The 14,951-nt window shown below is 29.9% G+C and carries 15 protein-coding genes; 11 read left to right on the forward strand and 4 right to left on the reverse strand.

Annotated elements, in window-relative coordinates; translation table 11 throughout:
- Positions 1-252: 252 nt before the first annotated feature.
- On the forward strand, positions 253-1,452 hold the full coding sequence (locus Q5I67_RS05555) for an MFS transporter (protein ID WP_302486633.1): 1,200 nt from the start codon (positions 253-255) through the stop codon (positions 1,450-1,452).
- A gap of 62 nt (positions 1,453-1,514) precedes the next feature.
- Here the strand turns inward: Q5I67_RS05555 and Q5I67_RS05560 are convergent, their stop codons facing one another.
- Together Q5I67_RS05560 and Q5I67_RS05565 are read right to left on the reverse strand one after the other, a co-directional pair.
- Positions 1,515-4,136, reverse strand: a complete 2,622-nt coding sequence (locus Q5I67_RS05560) for a heavy metal translocating P-type ATPase (protein ID WP_302486634.1) — start codon at positions 4,134-4,136, stop codon at positions 1,515-1,517.
- Between the two features lie 107 nt (positions 4,137-4,243).
- Positions 4,244-5,044 (reverse strand): MBL fold metallo-hydrolase, encoded by an 801-nt coding sequence (locus Q5I67_RS05565; protein WP_302486635.1) that lies wholly within the window; start codon positions 5,042-5,044, stop codon positions 4,244-4,246.
- A gap of 128 nt (positions 5,045-5,172) precedes the next feature.
- Between Q5I67_RS05565 and Q5I67_RS05570 the strand changes: the two genes are divergently transcribed.
- The 10 genes from Q5I67_RS05570 to Q5I67_RS05615 all read left to right on the forward strand — a co-directional run bounded on the left by Q5I67_RS05570 (position 5,173) and on the right by Q5I67_RS05615 (position 12,579).
- A complete protein-coding gene (locus Q5I67_RS05570; RefSeq protein ID WP_167624463.1) occupies positions 5,173-5,484 on the forward strand; it encodes a helix-turn-helix domain-containing protein in 312 nt (103 codons plus the stop codon).
- 42 nt (positions 5,485-5,526) lie between these two features.
- Positions 5,527-6,288 carry an EFR1 family ferrodoxin gene (locus Q5I67_RS05575; RefSeq protein WP_302486636.1) on the forward strand — a complete coding sequence of 254 codons (762 nt, stop codon included), beginning with the start codon at positions 5,527-5,529 and terminating at the stop codon, positions 6,286-6,288.
- Between the two features lie 9 nt (positions 6,289-6,297).
- Positions 6,298-6,729 carry a rhodanese-like domain-containing protein gene (locus tag Q5I67_RS05580; RefSeq protein WP_302486637.1) on the forward strand — a complete coding sequence of 144 codons (432 nt, stop codon included), beginning with the start codon at positions 6,298-6,300 and terminating at the stop codon, positions 6,727-6,729.
- A 30-nt stretch (positions 6,730-6,759) separates the two neighbouring features.
- Positions 6,760-7,191 carry a hypothetical protein gene (locus Q5I67_RS05585; RefSeq protein WP_302486638.1) on the forward strand — a complete coding sequence of 144 codons (432 nt, stop codon included), beginning with the start codon at positions 6,760-6,762 and terminating at the stop codon, positions 7,189-7,191.
- Positions 7,192-7,308: 117 nt separating this feature from the next.
- Positions 7,309-7,845, forward strand: coding sequence for a flavodoxin family protein (locus tag Q5I67_RS05590; protein WP_302486639.1), 537 nt, complete (start codon positions 7,309-7,311; stop codon positions 7,843-7,845).
- A 22-nt stretch (positions 7,846-7,867) separates the two neighbouring features.
- Positions 7,868-9,160, forward strand: a complete 1,293-nt coding sequence (locus Q5I67_RS05595; RefSeq protein WP_302486640.1) for a metallophosphoesterase family protein — start codon at positions 7,868-7,870, stop codon at positions 9,158-9,160.
- A gap of 79 nt (positions 9,161-9,239) precedes the next feature.
- On the forward strand, positions 9,240-9,578 hold the full coding sequence (locus Q5I67_RS05600; RefSeq protein WP_302486641.1) for a hypothetical protein: 339 nt from the start codon (positions 9,240-9,242) through the stop codon (positions 9,576-9,578).
- A gap of 174 nt (positions 9,579-9,752) precedes the next feature.
- A complete protein-coding gene (locus Q5I67_RS05605) occupies positions 9,753-10,625 on the forward strand; it encodes a ribokinase (protein ID WP_302486642.1) in 873 nt (290 codons plus the stop codon).
- A 58-nt stretch (positions 10,626-10,683) separates the two neighbouring features.
- On the forward strand, positions 10,684-11,712 hold the full coding sequence (locus tag Q5I67_RS05610) for a LacI family DNA-binding transcriptional regulator (RefSeq protein WP_302486643.1): 1,029 nt from the start codon (positions 10,684-10,686) through the stop codon (positions 11,710-11,712).
- 138 nt (positions 11,713-11,850) lie between these two features.
- Positions 11,851-12,579, forward strand: coding sequence for a Bax inhibitor-1/YccA family protein (locus tag Q5I67_RS05615; protein ID WP_302486644.1), 729 nt, complete (start codon positions 11,851-11,853; stop codon positions 12,577-12,579).
- A 90-nt stretch (positions 12,580-12,669) separates the two neighbouring features.
- Here Q5I67_RS05615 and Q5I67_RS05620 read toward each other — a convergent pair whose 3' ends face one another.
- A complete protein-coding gene (locus tag Q5I67_RS05620; protein ID WP_296897862.1) occupies positions 12,670-12,906 on the reverse strand; it encodes an Ada metal-binding domain-containing protein in 237 nt (78 codons plus the stop codon).
- A 101-nt stretch (positions 12,907-13,007) separates the two neighbouring features.
- Entirely contained in the window at positions 13,008-14,951 is a 1,944-nt protein-coding gene (gene mutL, locus Q5I67_RS05625) for a DNA mismatch repair endonuclease MutL (RefSeq protein ID WP_302486645.1), read from the reverse strand.

Consider the following 14,951-nt stretch of genomic DNA (forward strand, 5'->3'; position numbering starts at 1 on the left):
TTTTTAAGAGGAAGATAAAGAGTAGATTATAAAAAATCTACTCTTTTAATTTTAAGTGAGAAAATTGAACATTTTATTCATTTAGGGAGAAAAAGAAAAGACATTTAGCAATGTTTTTAATCTATGAAAGCATAGTATTTATAAAAAAATATATATATAATAGTAAACGTTTAACGAGTTAAATTACTTATTATTACTAATAATAAGTACAGGGAATATAAATAAAAAAATAGTAAAGGAGATCATAACATTATGTTTAATATCAGAGTAATCATGTTGATTATGCTTAGTTTTGTATTGGGTACTTGTGAATATGTGGTTATTGGTATTTTGCCGAATATTGCAGAAGATTTGAATGTATCAATTACGCAAACGGGTTTATTGATTTCTGCATTTGCCATAGTTTATTCAGTAGGAGCACCTTTGATCACGGCATATTTATCAAGATTTCCTAGATATCGTACGGTTTTAAGCTTAATGTTTTTGTTTACACTAGGTAATGTAGCTTGTATGTTAGCACCTAATTATCCTGTAATGTTGGCTTCACGAATATTTTTGGCAGCTATATCTAGTGCTTTGATTTCAATGTCAATGACATTTGCACCTGATGTTGCACCGAGAAAATACACTTCTTCAGTAATATCTTGGATTTTTGCTGGTTTTAATATAGCTTCAGTATTTGGTGTGCCTTTTAGTATGTTCATTATACAATTTGCTAGTTGGCGAGTGGCTTTTGCTTTTATCGTCGTTGTTAGTATATTATTATTATTATTGATGGTTAAATTTTTACCAACGAAAAACTTACCACCAACTAATAATATTATGGAACAATTAGTATTATTAAAAGATAAACGTATTATTATGGCAGTAAGTGCAATGATTTTAAGTGGTTCTTCTGCATATTGTTTCTATACTTATTTATCCCCAATTTTATTAGATAAAATGGGCTTATCTGCTAATTTATTGACTTTGGCATTTGTTATTTTTGGCGTAGCAGCTATGATCAGTAATTTATTATCTCCTATGCTCAATAATTTAGGTGGTATGCGTATTTTATGGATGATTTTTGCAGGACAGGCAATATTTTCTATTTTATTGACTTTTACTATGGAATCATTCATTTTAGGCAGTGTGGTTATTTGCTGTTTAGGCATATTAATGTATTTATTAAACACACCAACTCAGATGTATTATTTACAAGTGTCCAAGAAATTTTATCCAGGGACTTTGGCATTAGCGGGTTCACTTACATCATCTTCATATAATGTTGGTATCGCTGTAGGTTCTTTTGCTGGTTCATTATCTGTAGATTTAGCAGGATTAAATAGCGTAGGTATCACAGGTGGGGTATTTGCTATTTTGGCTACAATCGTAAGTTATTTATTGGCAAGTAGAATAAAAAGAGAGTATAAAGAAGTAATTGCAAGAGCAAAACGTATGTTAAATAAATAAAAATAAAGGCTTTTCTTAGTGAAAAAAATAATACTAAGAAAAGCCTTTTTATTTATATTTGTTTATTTTATAGCAGTAACTTCATAGCCTGCTTCAACAATGGCATTAGTTATTTGCTCATCTGTAACATTTTGATTTACATGGATAACAGCATTTTTATCTTCAAGACTTACTTTTACATCACTGACACCATCTATTTTTTCCAGTGCTTCTGTGGCATGTCTTACACAGTGTTGGCACATCATACCTTCAATAGATATGATTTTTTCAGTTTGTTTTTCACTATTTTGGTGGAATAAATTATTTAATAATCCCATATTATCGTCTCCTTTTGATGTATTTAAATCTATTGCTTGAATATTTATGGCAGTAGATGAATTATCTTTATTTATGGATGAAGTTTGGTAATTATTTTGGAAAAAACGCAAGCGAAGGGCATTAGTTACGACAAAAACGGAGCTAAAACTCATGGCTAGGGCACCAATCATAGGATTTAATTTTAAACCAAAGGTTGTATAAAATAAGCCCATGGCAATAGGAATACCTATGATATTATAAATAAATGCCCAGAAGAGATTTTCACGGATATTTTTGATAACGGCTTTACTTAATTTTATAGCAGTTACTACATCTAGTAAATTGTTTTTCATCAAAATAATATCAGCGGAGTCAATAGCGATATCTGTACCAGCTCCAATAGCGATACCAACATCAGCACGAGCAAGTGCAGGTGCGTCATTTATGCCATCACCTACCATAGCTACTTTTTGCCCTTGATTTTGAAGTTGACGAATTTTGGCTTCTTTATCTTGAGGTAATACATCAGAAATTATATTATTTTCTTCAAGATTTATTTGCTTAGCTATCTGTTTTGCTGTGAGTTGATTATCACCAGTTAACATATAGATATTGATACCGAGATTTTTTAATTTTTGAATAGCTTGAGGACTTGTTGCTTTAATTGTATCAGCGATAGCTATTAAGCCAAGGATTTTATCATCTTTAGTGAAGTATAAAGGTGTTTTTCCTTGCTGGGCTAATTTATTACCTAGGGAAAATAGCGGTTCATTTTCAATATTATGAGCGATTAATAATTTTTGATTACCTGCAAGACAAATGGAATTGTCAATAATACCAGATAATCCTTGCCCTGCTATTTGTTTAAAATTTTCTACAGCTAAAGTTGATATATTGTGTTTATCGGCTACTTGAAGAATGGCTTCACCTAAAGGGTGTTCAGATAATTTTTCTAATGAAGAGGCAACGGTCAATAATTGTTGAAGTGTTACTTCTTTTGAAGTATAAATATCTGTTACTTGAGGTTTGCCTTGAGTTATTGTGCCTGTCTTATCAAGAACAACTGTATTAATATTGTGAAGAGTTTCTAATGCTTGGGCTGATTTAGATAAGATACCTAGACTAGCACCTTTGCCTGTACCTACCATGATAGCCGTAGGTGTAGCAAGTCCTAAAGCACAAGGGCAAGAAATAACTAATACACAGATGCCGATAGATAAAGCGAATTCTAAACTTTCGCCCTTAAATAGCCAGATGATAGTGGCAATAATAGCGAGTGTTATTACAATAGGAACAAAGATAGCACTGATTTTATCAGCGATTTTGGCAATAGGTGCTTTGGAACTAGTAGCATCATCGACTAGATTTATGATTTGAGCTAAAGTAGTATTTTCGCCAATTTTAGTAACACGCATTTTAAAATAGCCTGATTTATTGATTGTACCACCAATTACAGTTTGGTCAATGGTTTTATCACAAGGAATAGGTTCACCAGTGAGTGAAGATTCATCAATAACGCCATGACCTTCAATAATAATACCATCTGTAGGAATACTTGCACCTGCTTTGACTATTAGAATGTCATTTAGCTTTACATCATCAATAGAAATTTCTTGTTCTTGATTATTTTCTAAGCGAAGAGCTGTTTTCGGTGCTAAATTCATCAATTTGGTGATAGCATCAGATGTTTTGTTTTTAGCTCTACTTTCGAGAAATTTTCCTAAGGTGATCAAGGTCAAAATCATACTTGCAGATTCAAAGTATAAATCCATGCTGAAATGATGAGCGGTGGATAAATCTCCATGACCTAAGGCAAAGCTTATTTTATAAATGGCATAAATACCATAGACAATGGCAGCACTTGAGCCAAGGGCAATCAAAGAGTCCATATTAGGCGAAAGTTGAAATAATGTTTTGAAGCCTACGCTATAATATTTGAAATTGACGAATACTATAGGAATTAACAATAAAAATTGAGTAAAAGCAAACGAAAGGGCATTTTCTGTGCCTAGAAGTAAAGAGGGCATAGGTAAGGAAAACATATGTCCCATAGAAATATAAAATAGAGGTAACATGAAAATAATAGAGATAAATAAACGCTGTTTCATTTGTGCATGAATATCTTCTACTTTATTTTCAATTTTTGTAGGACTTTGTTTGCCCACAGATTGATTATAATGCAATGAAGCACCATAACCGGCTTTTTCTACAGCTTGAATGATTTCATTTGTGGATAATAATTTTTCATCAAATTCCACAACCATAGAATTTTTTAGTAAATTCACCGAGTGATTGATTATACCAGGTAATTTACCGACGGCTTTTTCTACTCTACTAGAGCAAGCGGAACATGTCATACCTGTGATATCAAAATGTTCTTTTTGCAAGAATATCACTTCTTTTCTTTAGGATATATAAATTATATATCAAGTATAATAAAAATGATAATTAATTTCAATATTTAAAGAAATTTTTGTGCTAAATGTATTTTCATTTAGATTATTTCACCATCTTCTGGTATGAAAATATAATCAGATAATTTATGTTGAGTGATAAAATCGCTTAATTGTTGACGGTTTAAAGTGGCATGACCTACAGTATCCAAATGACTGGCTATTATTTTTAAATCAGGAGCATATTGATGAAGTTTTAAAATATCATCAGTTCCCATGATGATAGAGCCACTGTGTTCAAATTGGGCATCTGCACAGTTGATGATAATTTTAGTAGGTGCATATTGAGCAATAGCATTTTTAACAAAATCACAAAATATAGTGTCACCAGCTAGATATAAAGTTTCTTCATCTTTATGTTGGAAAATAACGCCCATAGCTTCATAGCGTACACTCATGTTAAAATAATTACTTGTAAATTCAAAATACGGTACTGTTAGAGCTTTTATGCCATGTTGACAATCAATTTTATAGAGCTTGATATCATCAAATGAATTGCCTTCTTTTGTTAAAATTTCGATATTGGTAAAGCCGGGATTTATCAATAATTGTTTATCAATATCATCTTGGACATAGATTTTTAAATCTTTAGGTAGTGCTTGGACTGCAAATTCATCAAAATGGTCGATATGATAATGTGTTAGAATTACAGCATCAATATTAGCAATGATTTTTGAAGTGGCAAAGGGTAAATCTACGAGAGGCCATTTAGTGTTGGGATTAAAACATTTTGGTATTGGTGGATAAAAATCTTTAGGTGCAAACATCGGATCAATTAGAAATCTTTTATTTGCATACGTTATGATTAAAGTAGCGTTGCGTATTTGTTGAATTTTCATCATAAAAATCCTTTCTGATATAGATTTATAAATTTGTTATAATAATATCATGGATAAAAATGTTTATGAAGAAGGCACTTTAAAGTACTATAGTTTCTTCAAAGATAGTAAAGAAATGGAAGAAGAGCAATATGGAAAAAGAGTTATTACCTTGTGATGTAGCTGTGTCTTTACAAATTTTCGGGACAAGAACAAAAATATTAGTAGTTAAAGAATTATTAAAAGGAACAAAAAGATTTTCAGAATTAAATAGGGCTATTCCTTGTACACAAAAAGTATTAACATCTAATTTACGTGAATTGGAAAAAGATAAAATTATATCTCGCAAAGTATATGCTGTAGTTCCACCTAAAGTGGAATATTCTTTGACGGAGATAGGCAAAACAATAGAGCCTATAATAAACTTAATGAATAAATGGGGAGCGTATTATAGGAATTTATAAAATTTATTTAAGGGATAAAAGAAATGGAGAATTTAATAAGTAATGATATATTATTTTTCAGGAACTGGAAATTCGTATCAAGTAGCGAAATTATTGGCATATTTAACACAAGATAAAATGCAAGATATCAGCACTGTAAAAGATTGTAAACATGATGATAGTGTAATGGGATTTGTTTTTCCTGTACATTGTTATGATGTTTTGGATTTAATGCAAGATTTTATAAAAAAATTAGAGATAAAAAGTAATAAGAAAATATATTGTTATGCTGTAGTTACTTGTGGCGGTAAAGTAGGAAATACTTTTATAACAATGCAAGATTTATTAAAAGCTAAAAATATAGATTTAGCATATAGAAATGAAGTATTTTTACCGGATAATATTTTAAGTTTTTGGGGTAAGAAGTATGATTATAATTTATTAAATACTTATAAAGATAAGGTCTTAAAAATAGGGAAGGAAATAAATCAACATAAATTTAACAATAATGCTTTAATGAAAAAGTTACGAATTTATGTAATAAAAAAGAAATTTTCATGGTATTTTATAAAAAAATTCTTAGGTAAAAAGAAGATAAAGGGAAATTGTATTCATTGTAAACAGTGCATAAAGCTTTGTCCGACAAATAATATTGTGGAAAAAGAAGGAATAATTAAATTTAAGTCAAATAATAAATGTATATACTGTTTGGCTTGTATTCAATGGTGTCCAGTTCAAGCAATTAGTTTTGGTAATTATAATTTAAAAGATAAACAATATCATCATCCAGAAGTAATAGGAAATGAGTTGTTTAAACGTTGGTGAGGTGTAATTATGTTTAAATATGTTAAATATATGTTAATGGTTATGATTTTAGGCATTAGTTTTGTAACTTTTCAGCAAATAGCACAAGCTGATGATGAAGTTGTAAATGCAACGCAAGTAGCTAGTTTTCAAAAAATTAGTCCAGAATATGCTAAACAATTAATGGATACAGAAAAAAATTATATAATTATTGATGTTAGAACGACAGAAGAATATAATGAAGGTCATGTAAAAAATGCAATATCTTTGCCTAATGAAGAGATTGTCGTTGATAGTGAAAAAGTAGCAACAATATTACCAAATAAAGATCAAATGCTTTTAGTGTATTGTAGAAGTGGTAAAAGAGCTGCAGAAGCTTCAATTAAGTTAGTAAATATGGGATATACAAATGTTTATAGTTTTGGTGGTATTATAGACTGGCCATATGAAATAGTAAAATAAAAAATATTATATTTTAGTGAGGTAATATATATGAATAATAGAGCTGAGCAGTTTAAAAAATTTTTAGATGAAAAAGAGATAAAGTGTTTTACTTTTGAAAAAATTGAAAATAGTGAACTTAATACAGTAGTTTTTCGTTCAAATCTTGATATTAAAGGGCAAAAATTACCAGTATTAGTTATTTTAGATGATAGTATTTATGGAATGATAAGAGTTTTTGTAGCCGCTAAAGCTTTAAATAAAGATAATGAAACAGAGCTAAGAATAGGTATAAATGAGTTAAACAAAACGTATAAAGCATTTAAATATTATTTTGATAATGAAGATAATTTGATCTTAGATTGCTGCGTTCTTCTCAATGAAGTAGAAAAAGAAGGCAATTTGATTTATACTATGTTTGATGTAATCATAAGACATTTGAATAATGAGTATAAAAATTTAATGCAGTTGATTTGGAGATAAGAGAAGATACCTAGTATTAATTCTAATACTAGGTATTTTTTTTATTGACATGAAGTTTACTCCAAGGTTTATAGTATAAATAACAAAAGAAATGTATTATTTAGAGGAGAGATTACAATGAAAAAGAATGTTATTATATTATCAGCTAGTCCAAGAAGAAAAGGGAATTCTGATATTTTATGTGATGAATTTATGAAAGGTACAATTGAAGCTGGTCATGATGTAGAAAAAATTTTTTTGGCAGATAAAAATATAAATTATTGTACAGGTTGTGGTGTTTGTAATACTACACATGAATGTGTGCAAAAAGATGATATGAAAGCGATTTTAGTTAAATTACTCAAAGCTGATGTTATTGTTATGGCTAGTCCAGTATATTTTTATACAATTAATGCACAGATGAAAACTTTAATCGACAGAATTGTGCCTCAATATACAAATTTAAGTAATAAAGAGTTTTATTTTATAATCACAGCAGCAGATACTGATTTAAATATGATGGAAAGAAGTATTGAATGCTTTAGAGGTTTTTTAGATTGTTTAGAAAATCCAACTGAAAAAGGCATTATTTATGGTGTAGGTGCTTGGCAAAAAGGAGAAATAAAAGATACTAAAGCTATACAAGAAGCATATGAAATGGGGAAAAATGTTTGATAAAAGAATATGAGGTGATTTAATGAAAAAAAGAATAATTATTAGTGTATTGTTATTAATAATTATCTGTGCAATAGGAATAATGTCATATTCACCACTTAGAAATAAAGTAGAACAAATGTTTTTTGCAACAAAGGTATATAATTTACTGAATAGTGAAGAATATATGAATTTACATCAAGTTATTACAAAAGATAGTGCTAATAGTAGAACTATTATGTGGCAATCTTTGAACGATAGAGATGATTTTGTTTTAGAATATAAGCAGGAAAATGAAGATGATATTTCACAGGTAAAACCACAAAAAAGTGTTTTAGATATCGATAATAAAAAGATTTATATTTATGCTGTAACTTTAGAAAATTTAAAAGCTGATATGGTCTATGATTATAGATTGGGCTTTGAAAATAATCGCAGTGATTGGTATAAATTAAAAACAGCAAAAGAAAATAATAATAAATTTAAGGCTTTAATTTTCCCTGACTCTCAATCAAATGACTACACAGAATGGAAATCACTGGCGATGACTGCATGGCAAAATAATCAAGATAGTGATTTCTTTATAAATATGGGCGACTTAGTGGATAATGGATACGATTTAGTACAGTGGAATGGTTGGTTTGATGGCGTAGAACCAATGGTAAATAATATACCAGTATCTCCAGTACAGGGAAATCATGAAACTTATACTACTGATTGGCAAGTAGCTATGCCGAATATATATTTAACGATGTTTAATTTGCCGACAAATGGCAGTGATAAATATCAAAATCAGTATTATTCTTATGATTATGGTGATGTGCATTTTACAGTGATTAATACGCAAGATGATGAGATGGCAAATTTTGAACCAGATTTATTGAATGAACAGCTCAAATGGTTAGAAAATGATTTGGCAACTACGAATAAAAAATGGAAAGTTGTATTAATGCATAGAGATATTTTAAATTATGGTAGAGATGCAAGACCATTAGGTGATGAAATAAGTTTTTCTAGACATGGTGAAATCTATATGCCGATATTTGATAAATATGATGTTGATGCAGTATTGACAGCACATTTACACACATATAGACGTAGAGTATTAATCAGAGATTTTGCTCAAGATGATCAAGGAACTTTATATTTGCTTACGGGTGTAGCTGGAAATGTGCGTTATCCTAATTTATGGCATAGAAATCCACTTGATGAATATGTACCACCACAACCAGAGACAGATAATTATGTAGTATTAGAAGCTGATGAAAATAGCTTGACTTTTAGTTGCTATTTACCAGATAATACGCAGATTGATACAGTAACTTTAGAAAAATAATAATATATTAACAGTAGAATTTATGGTATAATTGAAAACATTGATATTTAGTATAATACATAAATAGCGAGGTTTTAAAATGTTACCATTAAATTCTCAAAAAGCTTTGTTTTCTGGAGAAGAAGCAAATGTAATAAGATTTGCTTTAAGTATTTTTTTGCAGACTGATTTTGCAGGATTGACTTCCAAAAAAGAAGAAGAAAAAGCAAAAGATTTAGCACATTTATCTTTAGATAAATTTACTAATCATGTAAATGATTTTACATTTAAAGAACTTTGTGTAATGGCTGGTGCTGTAGATAATTTAATCGCTTTGATTGAAGATGGTGAAACTTTTGGTATCAGTGAAACACAGATGAAAAATTGTAAATTCTTTTTACCAGCAGTAAAACAAAAATTAATAGAGCTTGTAAAATAAAAAAGGCTTTCTACTAGATTATATATCTATGTAGAAAGCTTTTTACTTATAAAGTATTTTTTATTTTTAGATAATATTGACTAATTGAAAAAATGATTGTATTATAATTATAGTTTTTAAAATTTAAGTAAAACGTTTTATTAAAATAGATAAAAATAAAGGAGAATTTTATTTATGAAGATTTTAAATTTCGGTTCGTTAAATATTGATAAGGTTTATGCTGTTGAAGAAATTGTAAAAGGTGGAGAAACTATCGACTCTGTAAGTTTTAGTGAAAGTGTAGGTGGTAAAGGTTTAAATCAGTCAATTGCCGTAGCTAAAGCTGGTGGAAATATCATGCATGCTGGTTGTGTTGGTAAAGATGGAGAGATTTTGCTACAGGCTTTAAAAGATAATAATGTAGATACATCTTTGATTAAAACAGTGGAAACAGCAAGTGGTCAGGCTATTATTCAAGTTGATAAACATGGACAAAATTGTATTATTTTATTTCATGGAGCTAATTATGAAGTAAATAAAGCTTATATTGATGAAGTGATGCAAGATTTTGCACAAGGTGATATTTTAATTTTACAAAATGAAATTTCCAATATTGATTATATTATTGAAGTAGCAAAAGCTAAACAAATGAAGATATATCTTAATCCTTCACCAATCAATGATAATCTTAATAAATATGATATGCAGGCAATAGATGGAATTTTTGTCAATGAACATGAAGGAGCATATTTGGCAGGTAAAGAAAAAATTGAGGATATTTTAGATAGTTTGGCTAATAAATATCCTGAATTAGAAATTATTTTAACTTTTGGTGATAAGGGTGCATATTATCGTCATAAAGATATAAATATTTTTCAACCTGCTTATAAAGTTGATGCTGTAGATACAACAGCTGCTGGAGACACTTTTACAGGATATTTTATTGCATTAAGACAACAGGGTAAATCTATTGAAGAAAGTTTGCAAAAGGCAAGTAAAGCGTCTTCGATTACAGTATCAAGAAAAGGAGCAAGTGTATCTATTCCTAAAATTGCAGAAGTGGATTGAACTGAAAAAGATATTTTTTTATAATATTTATAAATAAATAATAAAGGTTTGAATAAGAATGAAATCACGTGTTACTATCAAGGATATAGCAAAAAAAACAGGATTTTCAGTTACAACGATTTCTTTGGTGTTGAATGATAAAGCGAGTCATATTCCTCGAGAAACAAAATTAATCATAGCTAAAGCTGTAAAAGAAATGGGTTATCGACCAAATAAAATGGCGGTAGGTTTAGTGAAAAAACAAAGTAATATTATAGGTTTTATTTTACCTGATATTAGAAATCAATTTTTTTCTTATACAGCAAAGGTTTTAGAAGATGAATGTCATAAACATAATTGGAATTTGTTGATTTGTAATTCAGATAATAAACATAAGCAAGAATTAAAGCATTTAAAAATGCTCTGCGATTATATGGTTGATGGGATTTTTTTGAGTATGGCGGCTAATAGCACAGAAAGAGAAGTAGAAGAAACTATAAATTTTTTAGAGGATAATAATATACCATATTGTTTGATTGACCGTGATATGTTTGATATTGGAAAGTATAAAATCAGTGTTGATCATTTGCAAGGTGCATATTTAGCAACAGAACATTTAATAAAATTAGGGCATAAAAAAATAGGCTGTATAACGGGACCTTTAATTTTAGATGATGCACGACAAAGATTAGCAGGTTATAAACAAGCATTGAAGGATAATGATATAAAAATAGATGAAAATCTAATTTTTGAAGGAGATTATTCTTTTGAAAAAGGGAAAATGGGCTGTGATGACTTATTAGAGAAAAATATAACAGCAATATTTGCAGCAAATGATTTTTCAGCGATGGGAGCATTAGCTAGTATAAAAGAACATAATTTAGTCGTACCTAGAGATATTTCTATTGTGGGATATGATGATATAGCTTTTGCATCTTTATTAGAAGTACCATTGACTACCATTCGTCAGCCCATAGAAGAGATTGGACAAAAGGCTACAGAAGTAATTGAGCTATTAGTTAATAATGAAAATGATATAAAAAATAAAATTGTCATTCTAGAACCTAAGTTAATTGTTAGAAATAGTACGAAAGCTATAAGTCAATGAAATAGAAATATTTTTTTAGATAATTAACTAGTGTATAGTTAAAAAGAATAAATAGATAGAGATTTTTTACCTATTTTGTGGTAGGAAATGTGATATAATATAAAGAAAGAATTCATATATATTTAAGGAGAGATTTTTATGGCAAATCCAGCTATGAAGATAATCAGTAAGTCATCTACAGAATATATAGATGCTCCTGCTACATTAAAAGGTACAATTACGAAGGCATTTGGTTTAACACTGGTTACTATTGCTTCAGCAATTGCTTCTGGTGTATTTTTAGCCAATAGCCCTGCTGCTTATGGTGTATTGATATTAGGTATGATTGTGGGTGTAGTTTTAACATTTGTTACTTGCTTTAAACCACATTTAGCACCGATGACAACACCTGGATATGCAGTTTTTGAAGGTGCAGTACTTGGTATCATTTCTGCACAATTTGAAAGAATGTATTTTGGTATCTCTGCAATTGCAGTAGGTATTACATTGGCTACAATGATTTTAATGCTTGTTTTATGGAAAACACGTGTCATAAAAGTTACTGAAACAGTGCGTTCTGTGATTATTTCCATGACAGGTGCTGTAGCGATTTTCTATTTCGTGAATATCATTGCAAGTTTATTCGGTTTCCATATGATGCCAACAAGTGGTATTTTTGGTATAGCGATTGGCTTTATTATCGCAGGTGTAGCAGCATTTAACTTGCTCTTAGACTTTGATAATATTGAAAAGGCTGTAGCTTATGGGGCTCCGAAGTACTATGAATACTTCTGTGCTTTTGGTTTACTCTTAACTCTTGTATGGCTCTATATCGAGATTTTAAGACTTTTACAGATGATCATGGCTATGTTTGGCAATGATGATTAATTTATAATAGTTGAATAAAATTTTTGATTTAATAAAACCCCTAGAAATATTTTCTAGGGGTTTTGTTATTTTAAGAATAAATGTTTATTTTTAAGGTTTACATACTTTGCAAGGTACATAGCCGTAGCTAAAAGCTTCTTCACGACTACCAAAATATATGGCATTTTCTGGATTAATTTTTTTAGCCCAGCGGCAATCTGTATAGTGGAATTTATTGCTTTGAGATGAACCAATATAAGTTGTAGCTGTTGCTATATTTAAGGTCATCAATAAAGTAACTAAAGTTAATAAAATAATGGCAGTTTTCTTTTTAGTTTGTTTAAACATAAAATACACATCCTTTATTATTTTAATATATTGTATGTAGTATATAAATATTATTAGAGAAAAAGATAGACAAATTAGCCTATCTTTTTCTTATTTTTTTATTATTGTACTCGTTTAAACATTTTTTCTAAATCGTAAGTACTGAATTTTATAATAGTTGGTCTGCCATGTGGGCAGGTGTATGGTAAAGTCGTTTGTGCGAGTTCATTTAAGATTATCTTCATCTGTGTGATATTTAAGATATCGCCAGCCTTGATAGCGGCTTTGCAGGCTGTCATAGCTAAGCAGGAATGACGAATTTCTTGAGGAGTAGGTGTGTGCAACTGAGAAAGTGAAATTAAAATTTCACGGAAAATATCTTCACTTTCTTGTGGTTTTATATCAGCGGGAACTTCTTTTAAACGGATCTGATTTTGTCCTGCTAATTCTACGTTAAAGCCTAAATCATATAAAATTTGTTGATTTTCTTCAATTAGAGTTAATTCACTATTATTTACATCTAAAAATAAATGCATCAATAATGGTTGAACAGGAATTCGCTCAGTTTGTTTAGCAAATTTATCGTATAAAATGCGTTCATGTGCTGCATGTTGGTCAATGATATACATTCCTCCATTAGGGCCTTGAGCGACAATGAAGCAAGCATCAATTTGTCCAATTGGAGTTAGGTTGACAGCTTCTTTTAACAATTGATTAGAATTTTGACAATCTGTCGAGTTTTCGCTAGATGAAATATTTATATCTGTTTGAGGTTTTGTAGTAGTATTTGTTTGGTAATCTTGAATAGCAGTTTCTTTAACAGTATTATTGTGATGATTAGATAAATTAGGATGAAGTGTTTCTCTTGCTTGGCGAAATTTATTTAAATCTGCTGTTAAAGGAGTTGTATTATTTTTTAATGATGGTATATGGTTGATTGAATTTTGTTTAAATGAATTTGATGGAGTAGATGAATTGTCTTCAGGTAAATCCATATTGATTTGTTTCGGCACTGTTTTTTCAATATGCAATGCTTTATCTGTTACAGGAATAGCAAAATCACTTAGAGCTTGATTATCACTAGGTTTTACAGCTTCTAAAACAGCATGGTATATAGTCTTGAATAATAAGGATTCATCTTCAAATTTTATTTCTGCTTTTTGAGGATGTACATTGATATCAATAGTTCGTTTGTTGATTTCGATATTTAAAATAACAAATGGATATCCAGATTTTGGCAGTAATGAATGGTAAGCATTGTCGATTGCTTTGGAAATAATTCTACTATTGACCACGCGACCATTGATGACGAATGTTTGCCAAGAGCGAGAACTGCGGATAATAGCAGGTTTAGAGATGAAGCCTGTTACTTTGATATCGTCAGTTATCGCTTCGATGGGCAATAATTCTTCACTGACTTTAGCACCATAGATACATTCAATAGCATCATATAGAGAGTCATTACCTGGAGTAGTGATAGCTATTTTATTATTATTGATCAATTTAAAAGCAATATTAGGCTTAGATAAAGCTAATTTTATGATGAAATCATTTATTTTATTTGCTTCTGTGGTAGTGGTTTTGAGAAATTTTTTACGAGCAGGTACATTGAAAAATAAATCTTCTACTTTGATAGTAGTACCGATATTACAGCCCATATCTTCAATTTCATCAATGCGACCACCTGTTAATTTTATAGTAGTGCCTAAATCATCTTGTGGGCGACGTGTAATCAAATTAAATCTTGATACAGCAGCGATAGATGGCAAGGCTTCACCACGGAAACCTAGAGTATCTATAGACATCAAATCATCTACTTGTTTGATTTTACTAGTAGCATGACGCAAGATAGCTAGTCTAGCATTTTGATTATCCATGCCATCGCCATTATCTGTAACTCGCATAAAAGATGTTCCACCAGCTAAGATTTCTACTTCAATTTTATCCGCATGAGCATCTATGGAATTTTCTACAAGTTCTTTAATTACAGAAGCTGGTCGCTCGACAACTTCACCAGCTGCTATTTTATCGACAGTGATATCATCTAAAATATGAATAGAAGTCAT

This window comes from uncultured Megamonas sp., from assembly GCF_958438645.1.
GTDB lineage: Bacteria > Bacillota > Negativicutes > Selenomonadales > Selenomonadaceae > Megamonas.